Origin of the sequence: Burkholderia sp. AU32262, assembly GCF_020419985.1 — a bacterium.
Classification (GTDB): domain Bacteria; phylum Pseudomonadota; class Gammaproteobacteria; order Burkholderiales; family Burkholderiaceae; genus Burkholderia; species Burkholderia semiarida.
The window spans coordinates 1-15,333 of the sequence record NZ_JAIZRS010000054.1 but is presented as its reverse complement, the minus strand read 5'-3'; the positions used below and the strand labels follow the sequence as shown (position 1 = coordinate 15,333).

Genomic DNA, 15,333 nt, shown 5'->3' with positions numbered 1-15,333 from the left:
GAAATCCGGGTCCATCGGATCGGACAGCGCCGAATGCCGGTGCAGTACGTTCAGGTTCAGCTGATTCGGCCACCAGTCCTTGTTCGTCGTGCCGCTGCCTGCGGTGTGGTTGAACGGGCACTTCGATGGGTTCGACATGGACATTCTCCTTGGATGAGCGATGTTGCGTGGGTTCAGTGCCGCTGGTACTTCAACAGCGGGCGTCCGTTCAGCGGCTGCGTCGCGCGCGCGTTGTGCGAGTAGTGCCGCGTGAACGCGTCGATGTCGGCCGCGGACAGGTCCATCGTGTCCTGCAGCACATACCATTCGACGTTCTCGGTGAGCGGGGGCGTCGTCAGCGAGCCGAGGTAGTGGTAATAGCTGTCGAGATCGTCCGGCATCAGCGCCGCCACGTCGAACGACGCCAGCGGCGACGCGACGCCGCGCCGCGCCGCGCGCACGATCGACGCGAACTGCGCGTTCTCGTTGCCGTCGCGATACAGCACCGCGACGACGGCAAGCCGGCCGTCCTGCGCGCGGAACACGAAATGGCCTTCGAGCGGATAACGCCGGCCGTCGATCGTGTGCTCGGCCGGCGCGTGGAAGTGCGCCTGAAGCAGCCGGAAGTGACGGCCGCGGATGATCACGTCGCTTTGCTTCGGCACGACCTGCACGGTGTGGCCGTTGTCCACGACGGTCGCGCCGCCCGTGGCGACGTGCACGACGATCGCGTCGTTCACGCCGGGCATGCGTTCGGCCTGCACGACGGTGCCCGACCGGATGTCGATCGGCGATTGCGAATCGCCCGACTCGATCTGCCAGGCCTGCTGATGCGCGTAATCGAAGTCGCGCGGGTCCTGCGTCGGTGCGGCGGCGGCGGCCGCGGTCGCGCCGCTCGCGATTGCTGCGGCGAACACCGGCAGCGCCGCGCGCCGGACTGCCGTGACGACCTGCGTCAGGTTGATTCGATGATTCAAACGGGATCCTCGATACGGGAAGGTGAAAGGAAATCGCTCGCGGCCGGTGCGAGATGCCTGCGCGACCGAAAGCCGGGATCAATTCATTATTCGTATCGGCCCGATGCGTTCCAATCAGACTCGTCTGATTCAAGCGCCACTCATGCGGCACGTCGCGATTCGTGTGGACCGTGCGGATCGAGCGTGCGACGCAAACGTGCGCCGATGTAGGACCAGGCCGATTGTGTCGTCGTCTGCGTCTGCCCACAATGTGCCGGTCGAACGGTTGCATGGTGATCCGTTCGATACCTCGTATCCGAAGCTCGTCTTCGTTCCGAACGCCGCCCGAGGTGGGGCGGCGTCCTTTTTCCGTGTTCGACGCACGGCAACGAACATGGCGCGCCGCGGGCAGACAGGGAATACGCGCGACGTCGTCGACGATTTCGATACACCCTCGAGCGCGCGACGCCGTCGGCGCCATCGCGTTTCATCGTTCATACGCGCAGCCTTCGTGCGCGGTCAATTATCAAGGACTCCATCATGAAGACTCGTATTCAAGCCATTCCCGCCGTGATCGCACTCGTCTGCGCCACCGGCATGACGGGCGCGGTCGCCGCCGAAGCCGGCGCGGCCCCGCTGCCGAAAGGCATCGTCGCGGTCGTGAACAACGCGCCGATCGTACAGAGCGACGTGGACACCATCGTGAAGGCGTCGGGCCAGCCCGATACGCCGGCGTTGCGCGATGCGGTGAAGCGCGACCTGATCGTCCGGCAACTGATCGAGCAGGCGGCCGACAAGGCGAACTACGGCAGCCGGCCCGAAGTCCAGGGCATCGTGTCGCGCGCGCGTGCGAGCGCGGCGGCCGATCTGTATCTGCGCGATGCGTTGGGCGCGCAGCGCGTGACCGATGCGCAGGTGAAGGCGCGCTACGACTACATCGTCGCGAATGCCGCGCAGTTCGAATACCGCGCGCAAGTGGTGGCCGTGGCCGATGCCGCGAAGGCGAATGCGGTGGCAGCCGAGCTGAAGCAGGGCGCGACCTTCGACGCGGTCGCGAAGAAGTACAACACGACCGCGAACGCTGGCGTGGCCGAGTGGAGCGAACTGAAGACGCCGCTTGCCGAAGGCCACACGGCCGGGCTGCCGATGCCGCTCGCGCAGGCCATGACGTCGCTGAAGCCGGGCGCGGTGTCGGGCCCGGTGCAGATCGGCAATGCGTATGCGTTCGTGAAGCTCGCCGACAAGCGCCCGGTGGTCGTGCCGAGCTTCGACAAGGCCAAGCCGGTGCTGCGACAGCAACTGGAGCAGCAGGCGCGACAAAACGCGATGGCCGCGCTGGTCGACAAGCTGGCCGCGCAGGCGACGATCGAGCAGTAACAGGCGCCGAAGAAAACGAGGCTCGGCGGGCTGTGAGCCCGCCGAGCCTTTTTTGTTCCGTGCGTCGTTTCGCCGGCAATCGGCCGCCTTTTTCCCGCCACCGGAACCGCGCCGTGCGCCAACCGCAACGACGTCATCCCACTGCGGTCTCCGCTTCGACGTGAATCATGAAGGCCACGGGCCCGGCGACGCGCGTCCCGTCGAGTGCGAGTTCGACGATCGCGGGCGTCGGCCCGCTGCAATCGATCGACGCCATCTCCATCCGGTCGAACCACGCGCAGTGCGCGACTTCCGCGGACGGACGCGCTCGAGCGTGCGCATCGAGATCCGCCAGGAACACGTGATGCAGCTTGTGCTTGCCGGCCGCGCGAAACAGGTAGCGCAGGTTCCGGCAGACGAGCCCGGTTTCTTCCGCGAGTTCGCGGCGCGCGGCGTCGCTCAGCGATTCGCCCGGTTTGGGTAGGCCGCCGGGTAGTGTCCAGCGGGCGTGCGGTCGGGCGACCAGCAGAACCCGGTCGCCGCGCCGGCACAGGACGGTGGCGCGTTGTTTCATGATGGTGTCGTCCGATTGCGTGCGGCGAATGCCGCGGTTGGGAAAAGACATTGCTTCGGGGAAGCGCCGTCAGGACGTTCGTGTCGAGACGTTTCCGATGCGAGGGCGTCGCGGGCGTCATGCCGGTTGCGGCGGACGGTCTTGCGCCGTGACGCGTTCCACTTTATGGACGCGCTGTCGGCCACTCAATCGGCCCAGTCTTAAAAGCGTCGACAGATGACGGTTGGCGGGCCACCGGCCGGGAAGCGGGCCACATAGGCTCCGGCACGCCGTGTGGGCCTCGTCCGATTCCTTCGCCCCGCCGCCGGACAATAAGACCCGTCCGATAGAGATTCGCGTCCGACTCGCCTGTAATACGCAGCATCTGCCGATATCAAGCGGCATGAACTGGCGATGGAGGACAATCGATGAGTGATGCAGATAATGTGGTCAAGGGCGCGGTGGTCGGCACGATCGCGAGCGCGGCGACCGTCGCGCTCGTGCACTTCGTGATCGAGGCCGGCACGCGCTGGAGCGCCGGCGGCCTGGCGGTGACGCTGATCTCGGCGGTGCTGATGGCGTTCGTGCTGCTCGTGCCGCCAGCGTTCGCCGCATGGCGCAACCGGATGGACGCAATCGATCCGTTCTTCGAGCCCGAGGCGTTGAAGCCGATCCTGCAAGGCCGTGCGGTGGGTATCGTGCTCGGCATCGTATTCGGCATTTCGGTCGTGACGGGCTGGCAATGATGGCGACGAACGCGCCCACCCTGCTTGCGGCGGACCCGGCCGTGCGCCCGACCGTCAAGGTCATTTCGCTGCGCCGCAGCCACGCGCGCCGGCACGCGTTCCGCGCGAACAACCCGCATCTGGATTTCGAATTCGTCGACGCGATCGACGGACACGCGCTCTCGGACGCCGCAATCGCCGCATCCGGCCTGTTCGCGCCCGGGTTGCCGTACACGCGCGGTGCGTTCGGCATCGCGATGACCACGCATCGGCTGTGGAGCGACATCGCGTCGGGCCGCGAGCGGATAACGGTCGCGGAGGACGATGCGATCTTCCGGCCCGATTTCCACGACGCCACGCTGCAATTCCTGCGTGACGATCGCGGCCGGCACGATTTCATCGCATGGGGCTACAACTTCGATTCGATCTTGCGCGGTTCGATCTTCAACAGCCGCACGCCGGTGACGATGCGCTTCGACGAAGCGGCGCTCGACGGTGCGATCGGCGATTTCCGGAACGACCGCGGCCCGGTGCTGGTGATGAACCTGCTCGAGTTCTACGGGATCTGTGCGTACACGATCTCGCCGGCCGGCGCGCGCTTCCTGCTCGATCGCTGCTTTCCGCTGCGGCCGGAGACGCTGTACTCGTACGGGCTGGGCCGCACGCTCGACAATTACGGCATCGACATCGTGATGAACAAGTTCTACGGCGCGATGCGCAGCGTGGCCACCTTTCCGCCGCTCGCGGTGACGATGAATGCGCGCGAGACGTCGACGATTCAGGCCTGACCCGATCGGACGCGACAAACGGCGACGTTGAATCGAAAGGGGCGCTTGCCTCGTACGTGCACCGGCACGCTTCGGCTGTCGCCCCGTTCGTCGTTGCGCGACGCGCGGTCAGACCGTCGCCGTGATACCGGCCGGGCCCGATTCGCCCGCGGCCCGAACCACGATTTCCACATGCTGGCCAAACGCGGCCAGCGTCAGCATCAGCTGATCCAGCGACACGTTCCTGAGCCGCTCGCGCTGCTCGGGCGTGACCACCGGCCGGGCCATTTCCGCGAGCGCCGTGGCCTCTTCGTCACTCAGGCCGCGCGACGCAATCAGCGCGTTGAGTTTCAGCGCAAGGACGGACTTGGCCTCCAGCTCCCCGACGTCGTAGAAATCGAAATCGGCCGGCACGGCGCCGGTGTAGTCATCCTGATCATCGTAATTCATCGTGCTTCTCCCGTGATCGCCGAACACTGCGCGGCATCGAGCGGCGCCTTATCGGCGAGCCTGACATGCGGAACGACGCGGCGAGATTGAATGGATGTTTGCGTGTTGACGAAGCAGTCCCGGAAACGAATGGGTGCGCTATGATTCGCGTCAGCCATGGTCAACTCCTCTGTTGAGTTGGTGGTGGTCAGCGGCCTGCAGGTGTTTTACCCACCCGCAGGCCGCGCTCGTTGACGCGGCGGATGTCGATCGTTACTTCATCCAGGCGAAAACGTGCAACTACTTTAGCCAAGATTGAACGGCCGCGGGCAACGGGTGCGCGCGGTTTCAGCCGCGTTGACCATCAGGTCAGTGCCTCGCGTCCTTGCTGCTCAACGATTTCGCGGCGGCTGCGTCGGCTGGCCGATTCGTCGTTTCTTCACCGATGTGTTGAAAAGCGTGTCGATCGGCCGCGTCGAGGCACCCTGACGAACCGTTTTCACCGACGGGAAGAAATCCCAGCACGAATCGGTTCAGTCCTATTGGATGCACGGGCCGGCCACGTTAAGCTTGATTCGCGCGGTGCCGTGGCATGGATTCGACGGCGGTCGCTGGGCCCGGCCGTTGCGCGAAGCTACGTTGGTTGTAGCACTACTCCTCACGCTGCCTTATGCGAGCGTCGAATCCCGGCCGGCGGTTGCCGCGCACTTCTTCCGCTCATCGTTCAGATCACGCGAAGCGAGCCGTCCTCCCGCTTCGCGCCTCCGTCATGCTCCATGCTTCACTCCGGCCGCAAGCGGATCGCCACGCTGCTGCGCGTGGTCGCCGGCGCGCCGCGCGAGCGCGACTTGCGCGCAGCCGCGGTATTGCTCGAACTCCCGCGCGAACGCCACCGCGTCGCCGGCTAGCGCCAGCGCTTCCAGCGACGCGCAGAGGCCCGACACGTCGCGCTCGCCGATCATCGCGAACGCGCCGCGCATACTGTGAATCTCCGCACGGGCGGCCTTCAGGTCGCCGTATTCCAGTGCACGCACGATCGCGCCATTGGCCCGGTTGGTCGCATCGACCAGCGCCGCGCACAGGTCGCGCGGCAGCGGCCCGCGCGTGCTCGCGGGCGCCGCCGCGATCGCGCGGCCCGGCCGCCACGGGCCCGTGTATTTCGCGATCGCCTGTTCGAGCGAGCGCAGCGACGTCGGCTTCGTGACGATCTCGTCGATGCCGGCTTCCTCCGACAGCCGCAACTCGTCGGGCTCCGCGTGCGCGGTCACGGCCAGGATCGGCAGCGCGCGGCCGCGTTCGCGCAGCATCCGGGCGAGCGCATAGCCGTCGAGGCCCGGCATGTTGAGGTCGGTCATCACGATCGCGTAGTCGTGCCGTTCGACGAGATCGAGCGCCTGCGCCACGCTCGACGCGACGTCGGCGCGATAGCCGAGCACGTCGAGCTGATCGTGCACGAGCGAGCGGTTGACGGGGTTGTCGTCGACGAACAGCACGCGCAGGTCCGGCGTGTCGCCGCCGGCCGGCGCCGGCTGCATCCCGTGCTGATGATCGAGCGGCAGCGGCAGCGACACGACGAAGGTCGAGCCGACGTTCGGCACGCTGTCCACGGCGATGCGCCCGCCCATCGATTCCGCGAGCTTGTTGCTCAGCGGCAGGCCGATGCCCGTGCCGCCGAAGCGGCGCGCGATCGATTCGTCGGCCTGCGCGAACGGCTCGAACACGCGTTCGAGCTGCGCGGGCGTCATGCCGATGCCGGAATCGCTGACGCGGATCATCACCGGCGTGCCGTCGGCCACCGGCGCCGTCACGGACAGCGCGACGGCGCCGCGATCGGTGAACTTGATCGCGTTGCTGACGAGATTGACGACGATCTGCCGCACCCGCAGCGGATCGCCGACATACGGCCGCGCCGCCTGCGCATCGACGTCCACGCGCAGCGCGACGCCCTTTGCACGCGCGACCGGCTCGAACAGCTCGGCGATGTCGCGCGCCAGCTCGTCGATGCGGAAGCTGGTCGCCTCGAGCGTCATCCGGTCGGCTTCGATCTTCGTCATGTCGAGCACGTTGTTCAGCATGTCGAGCAGCATCCGCGCGGCCGACGTGACCGCGTGCAGCCGCGATTTCTCGCGATTGCGGTCGGGCGCCTTGTCGAGCAGTTCGAGGTTGCCGAGCATCGCGTTCAGCGGCGTGCGGATCTCGTGGCTGATCGTTGCCAGGAACGTCGATTTCGCGCGGTTCGCGCTGTCGAGCGCGCGCTCGGTGTCGGCGCGCGTCGTGATGTCGGAGAAGCCGCACAGCAGCGTGTCCTTGCCGCGGTAGCGCACGCGCACGAAGTTGACGAGCAGGTCGCGCGCGCGGCCGTCGTCGAGCGTCACCGGGAATTCCACGTCGAGCTGCACCGGCGCGCTGCCCGCGCCCTGCCGGTAGCGCGCGAGCAGGCGCTCGTGCAGGGGCGGCGCGCCGGCCGCGCTTTCGTACAGCTCGTGCATCCGGTTGCGCAGCAGCACCGCGTCGGTGTCGAGCGACACGAGCACGATGCCGAACGGCGACGTCGCGATGATCGCGCGGCTCATTTCATCGGTCTCGAACACGCGGCGCGAGCGGCGGAACACCGGCGCGAACACCTTCAGGTCGAATGCGATCACGAGCGCCCACAGCACGGCCAGGATCAGCGCGGCCACGCCGGTTTCGCGCACGATCGTCGGCCAGATCGCGATCGCGATCGTGCGCCACGAGTACGCATAGACGATCGCGAAGCCCGTGTCGGCGATCCGGTCGCTGATCGTGAACACGCCGTGCAGATAGCTTTCGTCGAAGCGGTCGAGGCCGCGCCGCCAGCCGTTCTCGGCGAGCGCGTGACGCATCAGCGCGGCGCCGTCGATCGACGCGCGCGTGCGGTCCTCGTCCAGCAGCACGCGGCCGGCCTGGTCGACCAGCATTACCACCGCGTCTTCCGGCGCCTGCTTGAGCCGGTCGTCGAGCACGTTCACGTCGAGATCGCTGACGAAGGTCATGAAATGCCGCGGGCCGTCGAACGCCGGCTCGACGAGGCGGAACACCTTCTTGCCCGTGAGCGGGTCGATCGCGGGCGGCTCCCACGCGATGCGCCGCGTCGCGCGCCAGTAGCGCGCGACGGCCGGGTTCGACCAGTCGGCGACGTTGAACGCGAGCCGGTCGATCAGCGCGCGCGTATCGGCCACGCCGATGCGCTCGAGCACGTCGCGATAGGGCATCGACGGCGGCGGCGTGATCGCGAGCACGTTGCGGTCGGGGCTGTACGCGTAGCCCGACAGCGGCATCCCCGATTGCCGTTCGGCGGCCGCCACCGAGATCGTCAGCCGCTCCATCAGTTGAACGTATTCGTCGGTTTCGTTGCCGGCCAGCGCGTCGGGCGTCACGGCGACGAAGATTTCGCTCACGTTGCGCAACGGCGACAGCACGACGTGGCCGTCGCGCGCGAGCGCCTCGGCCGCGCTGTGCGAATGGCGCGGATGGCTGTTCCACAACAGCTCCGCATTGATCACCGAGCGCCGCACCGACGCCTGTTTCGCGTCGATCTCGAGTTCGACGAGCGCCTTGTGCGTGGCGAACAGCTCGTGCCGCTTCGCGATGTAGTCGCGCACCGAGCCGTCGAGCAGCACGCTCGTCGCGAACAGGATCACGAGCGACAGCACCGCGGCCCCGCCGTACAGCGTGAAGCGCTGGTAGCGGTGCAGCAGGCTCAGGTCGCGCGCTTCGCCGTCGATCGACGCGAACGGCGCGTTTGCGTCCGCCGGGGACGCGAACAGGTGTCGGATGGGCATGGGACGAATACCGTGAAGTCAATGCGCAAATCGGGGCCGCACGCGAGACGAGCGGCGAAAGCCGTCGGCGAACCGCGCGCGTAGCGATATCCGTAAGCCGTGTGGAATGGCAGGCGATTGCACTGCCGGCTCGGGGAACGAGCCAATTATCGTGATGGCAGGGTCGCCGGTATGTAGGGCAGTCCGAAGCAATTCGGCGACGGCGGTAGGACTGGTCCTAATTGTCGAGGCGAGCCTGCGCGCTGCGTTTATACGGCGCGAGCGGCGCGCATGTCAAACGATCGCGCGTTTCTTGAGCGTGCCGTGTCGCGTTTTCCTCGCGGAAGTGTCAGGCATCGTCATATTCGGACCAGTCTGAGTAAATAAGTTTTGTCGCGTCTGGCTGTCTGATTATCGAAAGGCGTTGCGAAAAATATATTGGCTCACGTAGCTCGAATCTCGTCTCACACTTTCGTATAGAGGCAATCAACGTGAACAAGACATACCGAACCGTCTGGAATCCGACGACGGGTACATGGGTCGCGGCGGCCGAAACGGCACGCGCGCGAAAGAAATCGAACTCGACGATGCGTTCGTCGGTCACGGCCGCGGTCGCGGTCATGGCGGGTGTCGGCGGAAGCGGGTTTGCGGTCGAAGCCGGCGCGCAGACGGCCGCGAACGGGAATGGCGGGTTGGCGCTGTGCGGCCCGACGACCGGGATCAGTCTCGGCTCGGGATCCACCGTCGGCAGCGCGTTGAGCGGGTGTAACGGCACGTCCACCTCCCCGCTCTACCAGGGCCGCGCCATGGCGTTCGCGCTGACCAACAACAGTTCCGCGACCGGGTCTAGCGTGGGTAACGCGACTCCCGCCACTCTGGCGGGCATCAGCGGTAGCAAGGACGGCCACCTCGTGTTGCATGGCGGCGCTGGTGTGCATATCACCGGCCCGGCGGATTTTTCCAGTAGCGTGAACATGCAGAGCAACCGCATCCAGAACCTGGCTGCCGGTACGGCGGGCACGGATGCGGTCAACGTGAATCAGCTGAATGCCGCGATCGCCGCGACGGATGACAAGTATGTGTCCATCAGCACGGGCACGTATGCGGCCGACGTAGCCGCCAGCGCTGCCAGCAGTGCAACCGCCATCGGCGCAAACGCGAGCGCTACCGGCACGTCGGCGGTCGCGCTGGGCGGCAATACGGTGGCTAGCGCAGATAATGGGGTAGCGATCGGGACGCTCGCGCGCGCGACCGCCATCGGAACGACAGCGGTTGGCGTAGGCGCGGCGGTTACCGGGCAGAACTCGTCGGCGTTGGGGCGTGGTGCGGCGGCAACTGCGGGGAATTCGGTCGCGCTCGGGAGTTATTCTCTTGCGGATCGTGCAAATACCGTATCGGTCGGCACGGCGACGGGCCAACGGCAGATCACGAACGTCGCGGCCGGCACGGTGGGTACGGACGCGGTCAACGTGAATCAGCTGAACGCCGCGATTGCCGCGAGCGATCCGTATTTCATGGTCAACAGCACGAGCGCCAGTCACGCGAACGCGACGGGCGCCAATGCGGTTGCCATCGGACAAAACGTGACGTCCAGCGGCTCCAGCTCGGTGGCGCTCGGATCGGCAACGGCAGCCGGCGGCTTTCACTCCGTTGCGATCGGCGCGTCGGCGAGTACGGTCGGCGACAGCAACGTGGCGCTCGGAGATGGCGCAGCGGTTGCCCAGAGCAACCGTTTCGTTCCGACGAGCGGCGTAGCCATCGGTACCAACGCTCGAGTCATCGACGGCGACATTACCGGCGCGACCGGCTCGATCGCGATCGGTAATAGCGCGACGGCCGGTGGAACGGGCACGATCGCGATCGGTACCAACGCGAGACATACCGGTTCGGGGGCGACGGTTCTGGGTTCCAACGCCAGCGCGCTGGGCGGCGGTGCCGGCGTTGCAGTGGGCTCGGGGAGCTCCGCCGCGGGCAGCTCGTCGGTCGCGACGGGCCCGAACGCCACGGCTACCGGCACGGGTTCGGTTGCAATCGGCAACCGGGCCACGACCACGAACAACAACAGCGTGGCGCTCGGCAATACGGCCTCCGGCAGCGCGATCAATACCACCGCGATCGGCAGCAACGCCCGCGCGACGGGCGACAACGCGACCGTGCTCGGCCAGAGCGGTGCCGCGAGCGGCCTGGGGGCGGTCGGCATCGGCTTCCGTGCGAATGCGCAGGCGGACAACTCGGTCGCGCTCGGCATGGATTCCGTCGCGAACCGGAACAACACCGTTTCCGTCGGTTCGGCCACGCAGCAGCGCCAGATCACGAACCTCGCGGCCGGCACGGCCGGGACCGACGCGGTGAACGTCGCCCAACTGAACGCCGCGATCGCGAACGTCGGCGGCAGCAATCCGTACGTCAAGGTGAATGGCGCCGGTGACGGCAGCGATGACGCCAGCGCCACCGGCGTCGGCTCGGTGGCCATCGGCTCGAACGCGAAGACGCTGGTCGATGGCGGCGTCGCGGTCGGCCGCAGCGCCACGGCTGGCATGGCCAACAGTGTCGCGATCGGTAATGACGCGGTCGCTTCGCAGGATGGCGTGGCGATCGGTCGGGATGCCCGTGCGCAAAACGCGAACGCGATTTCGATCGGTGCGGGTTCGGCGGCCGGCCAGAACGGCACGTCGCTCGGCAATAACGCGCTTGCCGGTTCGAATGCGCTTGCGTTGGGCACCAATGCATCGGCCACCGGCAACAATTCCGTCGCCCTGGGTAACGGATCGGTCGCGCTGGCGGACAACACGGTATCGGTCGGTAGCGCCGGCAACGAACGCAAGATCGTGAACGTGGCGGACGGTACGCTGTCGGCCACGAGCAAGGACGCGGTAAACGGCGCGCAACTGTTCGCGACGAACACGCGCGTCGGTTCGCTGGAAGATTCGCTCGCGAGGGGTGGCGTGATCGACCCGGTCACGGGCGAATCGCTGGCGGTGGTGTACGACGGCACCGCGAAGGACAAGGTCACGCTGGGCGGCGGCACGGCCGGCACGACGCTGTCGAACGTGAAGGCAGGCGTGGCGGACAAGGACGCAGTGAACGTGAGCCAGTTGAAGGGCTCGGGCCTTGTCGGCGACGACGGCAGCGCGATCGCCGCGGTCACGTACAACCGCAATGCCGACGGCACGCCGAACTACGACGCGGTGACGCTGGGCGGCGGCAAGTCGGCCGGTCCGGTGACGCTGTCCAACGTGGCGGACGGTGTGAACCGCAATGACGCTGTGAACCTCGGTCAGTTGCAGGATTCGGGCCTCGTTGCGCCGGTCGATCCGACGAACCCGGGTGCGGGTGTGACGTCGCTCGCGGTGACGTATGGCAAGAACGCGGATGGCTCGGCGAACTTCGACGAAGTGAAGTTGAAGGGCACGAACGGCACGACGCTGGCCAACGTGAAGGCCGGCGTTGCCGACACGGACGCGGTGAACGTGAGCCAGTTGAAGGGCTCGGGCCTGGTCGGCGACGACGGCAAGGCGATCGCCGCGGTCACGTACAACCGTAACGCGGACGGCACGCCGAACTACAACGCGGTGACCTTGGGCGGCGGCAAGTCGGCCGGCCCTGTGACGCTGTCGAACGTGGCCACGGGTGTCGCGGCGACCGACGCGGTCAACGTGCAGCAGTTGCAGCAGACCGTGGCCAACGGCAACCCGTATATCGGCGGGCGCGGCACGGGTGTCGCCGCGCAGGCGACGGGCCTCAACGCCATCGCGCTGGGCCTCGGCTCGGTCGCGGACGAGATCCGCACGGTTTCCGTGGGTAACAGCGCAACGGGCCTGCAACGTCGCATTACGAACGTGCAGAACGGCGAGGCAGACAGCGATGCGGCGACCGTCGGTCAGGTCAACGATCTGATGGGTATTGCGTCGACGAACGCGCAGGCGGCTATCGACAACGTCAGCACGACGACCACGCAAGCCATTCAGGACGTGAACAGCCGACTGGATGCGATCGGCACGCTCGCGGGCACGGATCCGTATGTTCAGGTCGACGGTCTCGGCGACGGCAGCGACAACGCATCCGTTCGTGCGGGCACGTATGGCGTGGCGATTGGCGCGGAAGCCAGCGCGACCGGCGATACGGCGATCGCGATCGGCGCACAGTCGCGTTCGACGGGCTCCGGTTCGGTCGCGCTCGGCGCGGGTGCCTCGGCAACGGGTACGGGCGCTGTCGCGTTCGGAAGCGGCGTGGCGACCGGTACGAGCGCGCTCGCGCTGGGCAATGGCACGAACGCATCGGGCAACAACGCGGTCGCCGCGGGCTTCAACGCGCGAGCCGCGGGGGTCAACGCCCTCGCGCTCGGCAATACGGCGCGCGCCAACGCGGCCGACTCCCTGGCATTCGGCACGGGTGCGCAGGTCGATCCGCTCGCCACGAACTCAATTGCGATCGGCCGTCAGTCCAGCGTTACCGGCACGGCATTGAACTCGGTCGCGCTGGGCGCGAGCTCGGTGGCGGATCGGCTGAACTCGGTCTCGGTGGGTTCGACGGGGCAGCAGCGTCAGATCATTTATGTCGCGCGCGGTACGGCCAACACCGATGCGGTGAACGTGAGCCAGTTGAAGGACGCGGTGGCGGCCTTCGGCGGCAATGCATCGGTGGGCGCGGACGGCTCCATCGTGAACCCGACGTACACCATCGGCGGCACCACCTATCGCAACGTGGGCGATGCGCTCGACGCGCTGGCCAATCTGGGCGGCGGGGGCGGCGGAACCGATCCGCTGGCCGTCACCTATGGCAGGAACAGCGACGGCACGCCGAACTTCGAAGTGGTCACGCTCAAGGGCACGGACGGCACGACGCTGTCGAACGTGAAGGCAGGCGTTGCGGACAAGGACGCGGTGAACGTGAGCCAGTTGAAGGACTCGGGCCTGATCGGTGGTGACGGCAAGGCGATCGCGGCGGTCACGTATGACCGTAACGCGGACGGCTCGCCGAACCTCGGTTCCGTCACGCTGGGCGGCGGCGCGAATGGCACGACGCTGTCGAACGTGAAGGCCGGCGTTGCAGATAAGGACGCGGTGAACGTGAGCCAGTTGAAGGGCTCGGGGCTGATCGGCGACGACGGCAAGTCGATCGCCGCGGTCACGTACGACCGTAACGCTGACGGTACGCCGAACCTCGGTTCGGTCACGCTGGGTGGCGGCACGGCCGGCACGACGCTGTCGAACGTGAAGGCCGGTGTTGCGGACAAGGACGCAGTGAACGTGAGCCAGTTGAAGGGCTCTGGCCTGATCGGCGACGACGGCAAGGCAATTGCCGCGGTGACGTATGACCGTAACGCGGACGGTACGCCGAACTATCGTTCGGTGACGCTGGGTGACGGCACGAACCCGACGCAACTGAAGCATGTGGCGAACGCAACGGAAGACAGCGATGCACTGAATCTCGGTCAGCTGAAGGACTCGGGCCTGGTGGGCGACGACGGCAGCGGTAACCTGACGTCGCTGGCGGTGACGTACGACAGCGCGACGAAGGACAAGGTCACGCTGGGCGGCGGCACGGCCGGCACGACGCTGACCAACGTGAAGGCCGGCGTTGCAGATAAGGACGCGGTAAACGTGAGCCAGTTGAAGGGCTCGGGCCTGATCGGCGACGACGGCAAGGCGATCGCCGCGGTCACGTACGACCGCAACACGGACGGTACGCCGAACTACCGTTCGGTGACGCTGGGCGACGGCACGAACGCGACGCAGCTGAAGCACGTGGCGAACGCAACCGAAGACAGCGACGCGCTGAACCTCGGTCAGCTGAAGGACTCGGGCCTGGTGGGCGACGACGGCAGCGGTAACCTGACGTCGCTGGCGGTGACGTACGACAGCGCGACGAAGGACAAGGTCACGCTGGCTGGCGGCACGGACGGCACGACGCTGGCCAACGTGAAGGCCGGTGTTGCGGACAAGGACGCGGTGAACGTGAGCCAGCTGAAGGGCTCGGGCCTGATCGGCGACGACGGCAAGGCGATCGCCGCGGTCACGTACGACCGTAACGCGGACGGCTCGCCGAACTACCGTTCGGTCACGCTGGGCGATGGCACGAACGCGACGCAACTGAAGCACGTGGCGAACGCAACCGAAGACAGCGACGCGCTGAACCTCGGTCAGCTGAAGGACTCGGGCCTGGTGGGCGACGACGGCAGCGGCAACCTGACGTCGCTGGCAGTGACGTACGACAGCGCGACGAAGGACAAGGTCACGCTGGGCGGCGGCACGGACGGCACGACGCTGGCCAATGTGAAGGCCGGCGTCGCGGACAAGGATGCGGTGAACGTGAGCCAGTTGAAGGGCTCTGGCCTGATCGGCGACGACGGCAAGGCGATCGCCGCGGTCACGTACGACCGTAACGCGGACGGCTCGCCGAACTACCGTTCGGTCACGCTGGGCGATGGCACGAACCCGACGCAACTGAAGCACGTGGCGAACGCAACCGAAGACAGCGACGCACTGAATCTCGGTCAGTTGAAAGACTCGGGCCTGGTGGGCGACGACGGCAGTGGGAACCTGACGTCGCTGGCAGTGACGTACGACAGCGCGACGAAGGACAAGGTCACGCTGGGCGGCGGCACGGACGGCACGACGCTGGCCAATGTGAAGGCAGGCGTTGCGGACAAGGACGCAGTGAACGTGAGCCAGTTGAAGGGCTCGGGCCTGATCGGCGACGACGGCAAGGCGATCGCCGCGGTCACGTACGACCGTAACGCGGACGGCTCGCCGAACTACCGTTCGGTCACGCTGGGCGACGGTA

Annotated in this window: 9 protein-coding genes; 4 read left to right on the top strand and 5 right to left on the bottom strand. The window is 66.9% G+C overall.

From position 1 onward, the window contains the following. Positions 1-173: 173 nt before the first annotated feature. Positions 174-956, bottom strand: a complete 783-nt coding sequence (locus tag LGN10_RS32930) for a carbonic anhydrase (protein WP_226226247.1) — start codon at positions 954-956, stop codon at positions 174-176. 519 nt (positions 957-1,475) lie between these two features. Between LGN10_RS32930 and LGN10_RS32925 the strand changes: the two genes are divergently transcribed. After that, positions 1,476-2,312, top strand: coding sequence for a peptidylprolyl isomerase (locus LGN10_RS32925; protein WP_226226246.1), 837 nt, complete (start codon positions 1,476-1,478; stop codon positions 2,310-2,312). 133 nt (positions 2,313-2,445) lie between these two features. Here the strand turns inward: LGN10_RS32925 and LGN10_RS32920 are convergent, their stop codons facing one another. Further along, positions 2,446-2,865, bottom strand: coding sequence for an NUDIX hydrolase (locus LGN10_RS32920; protein WP_302106188.1), 420 nt, complete (start codon positions 2,863-2,865; stop codon positions 2,446-2,448). Positions 2,866-3,272: 407 nt separating this feature from the next. Between LGN10_RS32920 and LGN10_RS32915 the strand changes: the two genes are divergently transcribed. Next, a complete protein-coding gene (locus LGN10_RS32915; protein WP_059641017.1) occupies positions 3,273-3,590 on the top strand; it encodes a hypothetical protein in 318 nt (105 codons plus the stop codon). Further along, entirely contained in the window at positions 3,587-4,357 is a 771-nt protein-coding gene (locus LGN10_RS32910) for a glycosyltransferase family 25 protein (RefSeq protein WP_226226243.1), read from the top strand. The genes LGN10_RS32915 and LGN10_RS32910 overlap by 4 nt, the downstream gene beginning before the upstream one ends. 108 nt (positions 4,358-4,465) lie before the next feature. On the opposite strand, the gene LGN10_RS32905 is transcribed toward LGN10_RS32910, so the two are convergent. From LGN10_RS32905 to LGN10_RS32895, 3 genes are all read right to left on the bottom strand, one after another. Next, on the bottom strand, positions 4,466-4,786 hold the full coding sequence (locus tag LGN10_RS32905; RefSeq protein ID WP_226226241.1) for a helix-turn-helix domain-containing protein: 321 nt from the start codon (positions 4,784-4,786) through the stop codon (positions 4,466-4,468). Continuing rightward, positions 4,783-4,944, bottom strand: a complete 162-nt coding sequence (locus tag LGN10_RS32900) for a hypothetical protein (protein WP_226226240.1) — start codon at positions 4,942-4,944, stop codon at positions 4,783-4,785. Before LGN10_RS32900 ends, LGN10_RS32905 begins: the two co-directional genes overlap by 4 nt. A gap of 588 nt (positions 4,945-5,532) precedes the next feature. After that, positions 5,533-8,568: an ATP-binding protein gene (locus LGN10_RS32895; protein ID WP_226226238.1), complete on the bottom strand. Its 3,036-nt coding sequence runs from the start codon at positions 8,566-8,568 to the stop codon at positions 5,533-5,535. A 470-nt stretch (positions 8,569-9,038) separates the two neighbouring features. Here LGN10_RS32895 and LGN10_RS32890 point away from each other — a divergent pair. Further along, the coding region (locus LGN10_RS32890) for an ESPR-type extended signal peptide-containing protein (RefSeq protein ID WP_319001266.1) at positions 9,039-15,333 on the top strand (6,295 nt) is incomplete at its 3' end.

What these genes read in the sequence shown, in the direction of transcription:
- LGN10_RS32925 (WP_226226246.1), top strand. Translation starts at nt 1,476, where the DNA reads ATGAAGACTCGTATTCAAGCCATTCCCGCCGTGATCGCACTCGTCTGC.
- LGN10_RS32920 (WP_302106188.1), bottom strand. Translation starts at nt 2,865, where the DNA reads ATGAAACAACGCGCCACCGTCCTGTGCCGGCGCGGCGACCGGGTTCTG.
- LGN10_RS32915 (WP_059641017.1), top strand. Translation starts at nt 3,273, where the DNA reads ATGAGTGATGCAGATAATGTGGTCAAGGGCGCGGTGGTCGGCACGATC.
- LGN10_RS32910 (WP_226226243.1), top strand. Translation starts at nt 3,587, where the DNA reads ATGATGGCGACGAACGCGCCCACCCTGCTTGCGGCGGACCCGGCCGTG.
- LGN10_RS32905 (WP_226226241.1), bottom strand. Translation starts at nt 4,786, where the DNA reads ATGAATTACGATGATCAGGATGACTACACCGGCGCCGTGCCGGCCGAT.
- LGN10_RS32900 (WP_226226240.1), bottom strand. Translation starts at nt 4,944, where the DNA reads ATGGCTGACGCGAATCATAGCGCACCCATTCGTTTCCGGGACTGCTTC.
- LGN10_RS32895 (WP_226226238.1), bottom strand. Translation starts at nt 8,568, where the DNA reads ATGCCCATCCGACACCTGTTCGCGTCCCCGGCGGACGCAAACGCGCCG.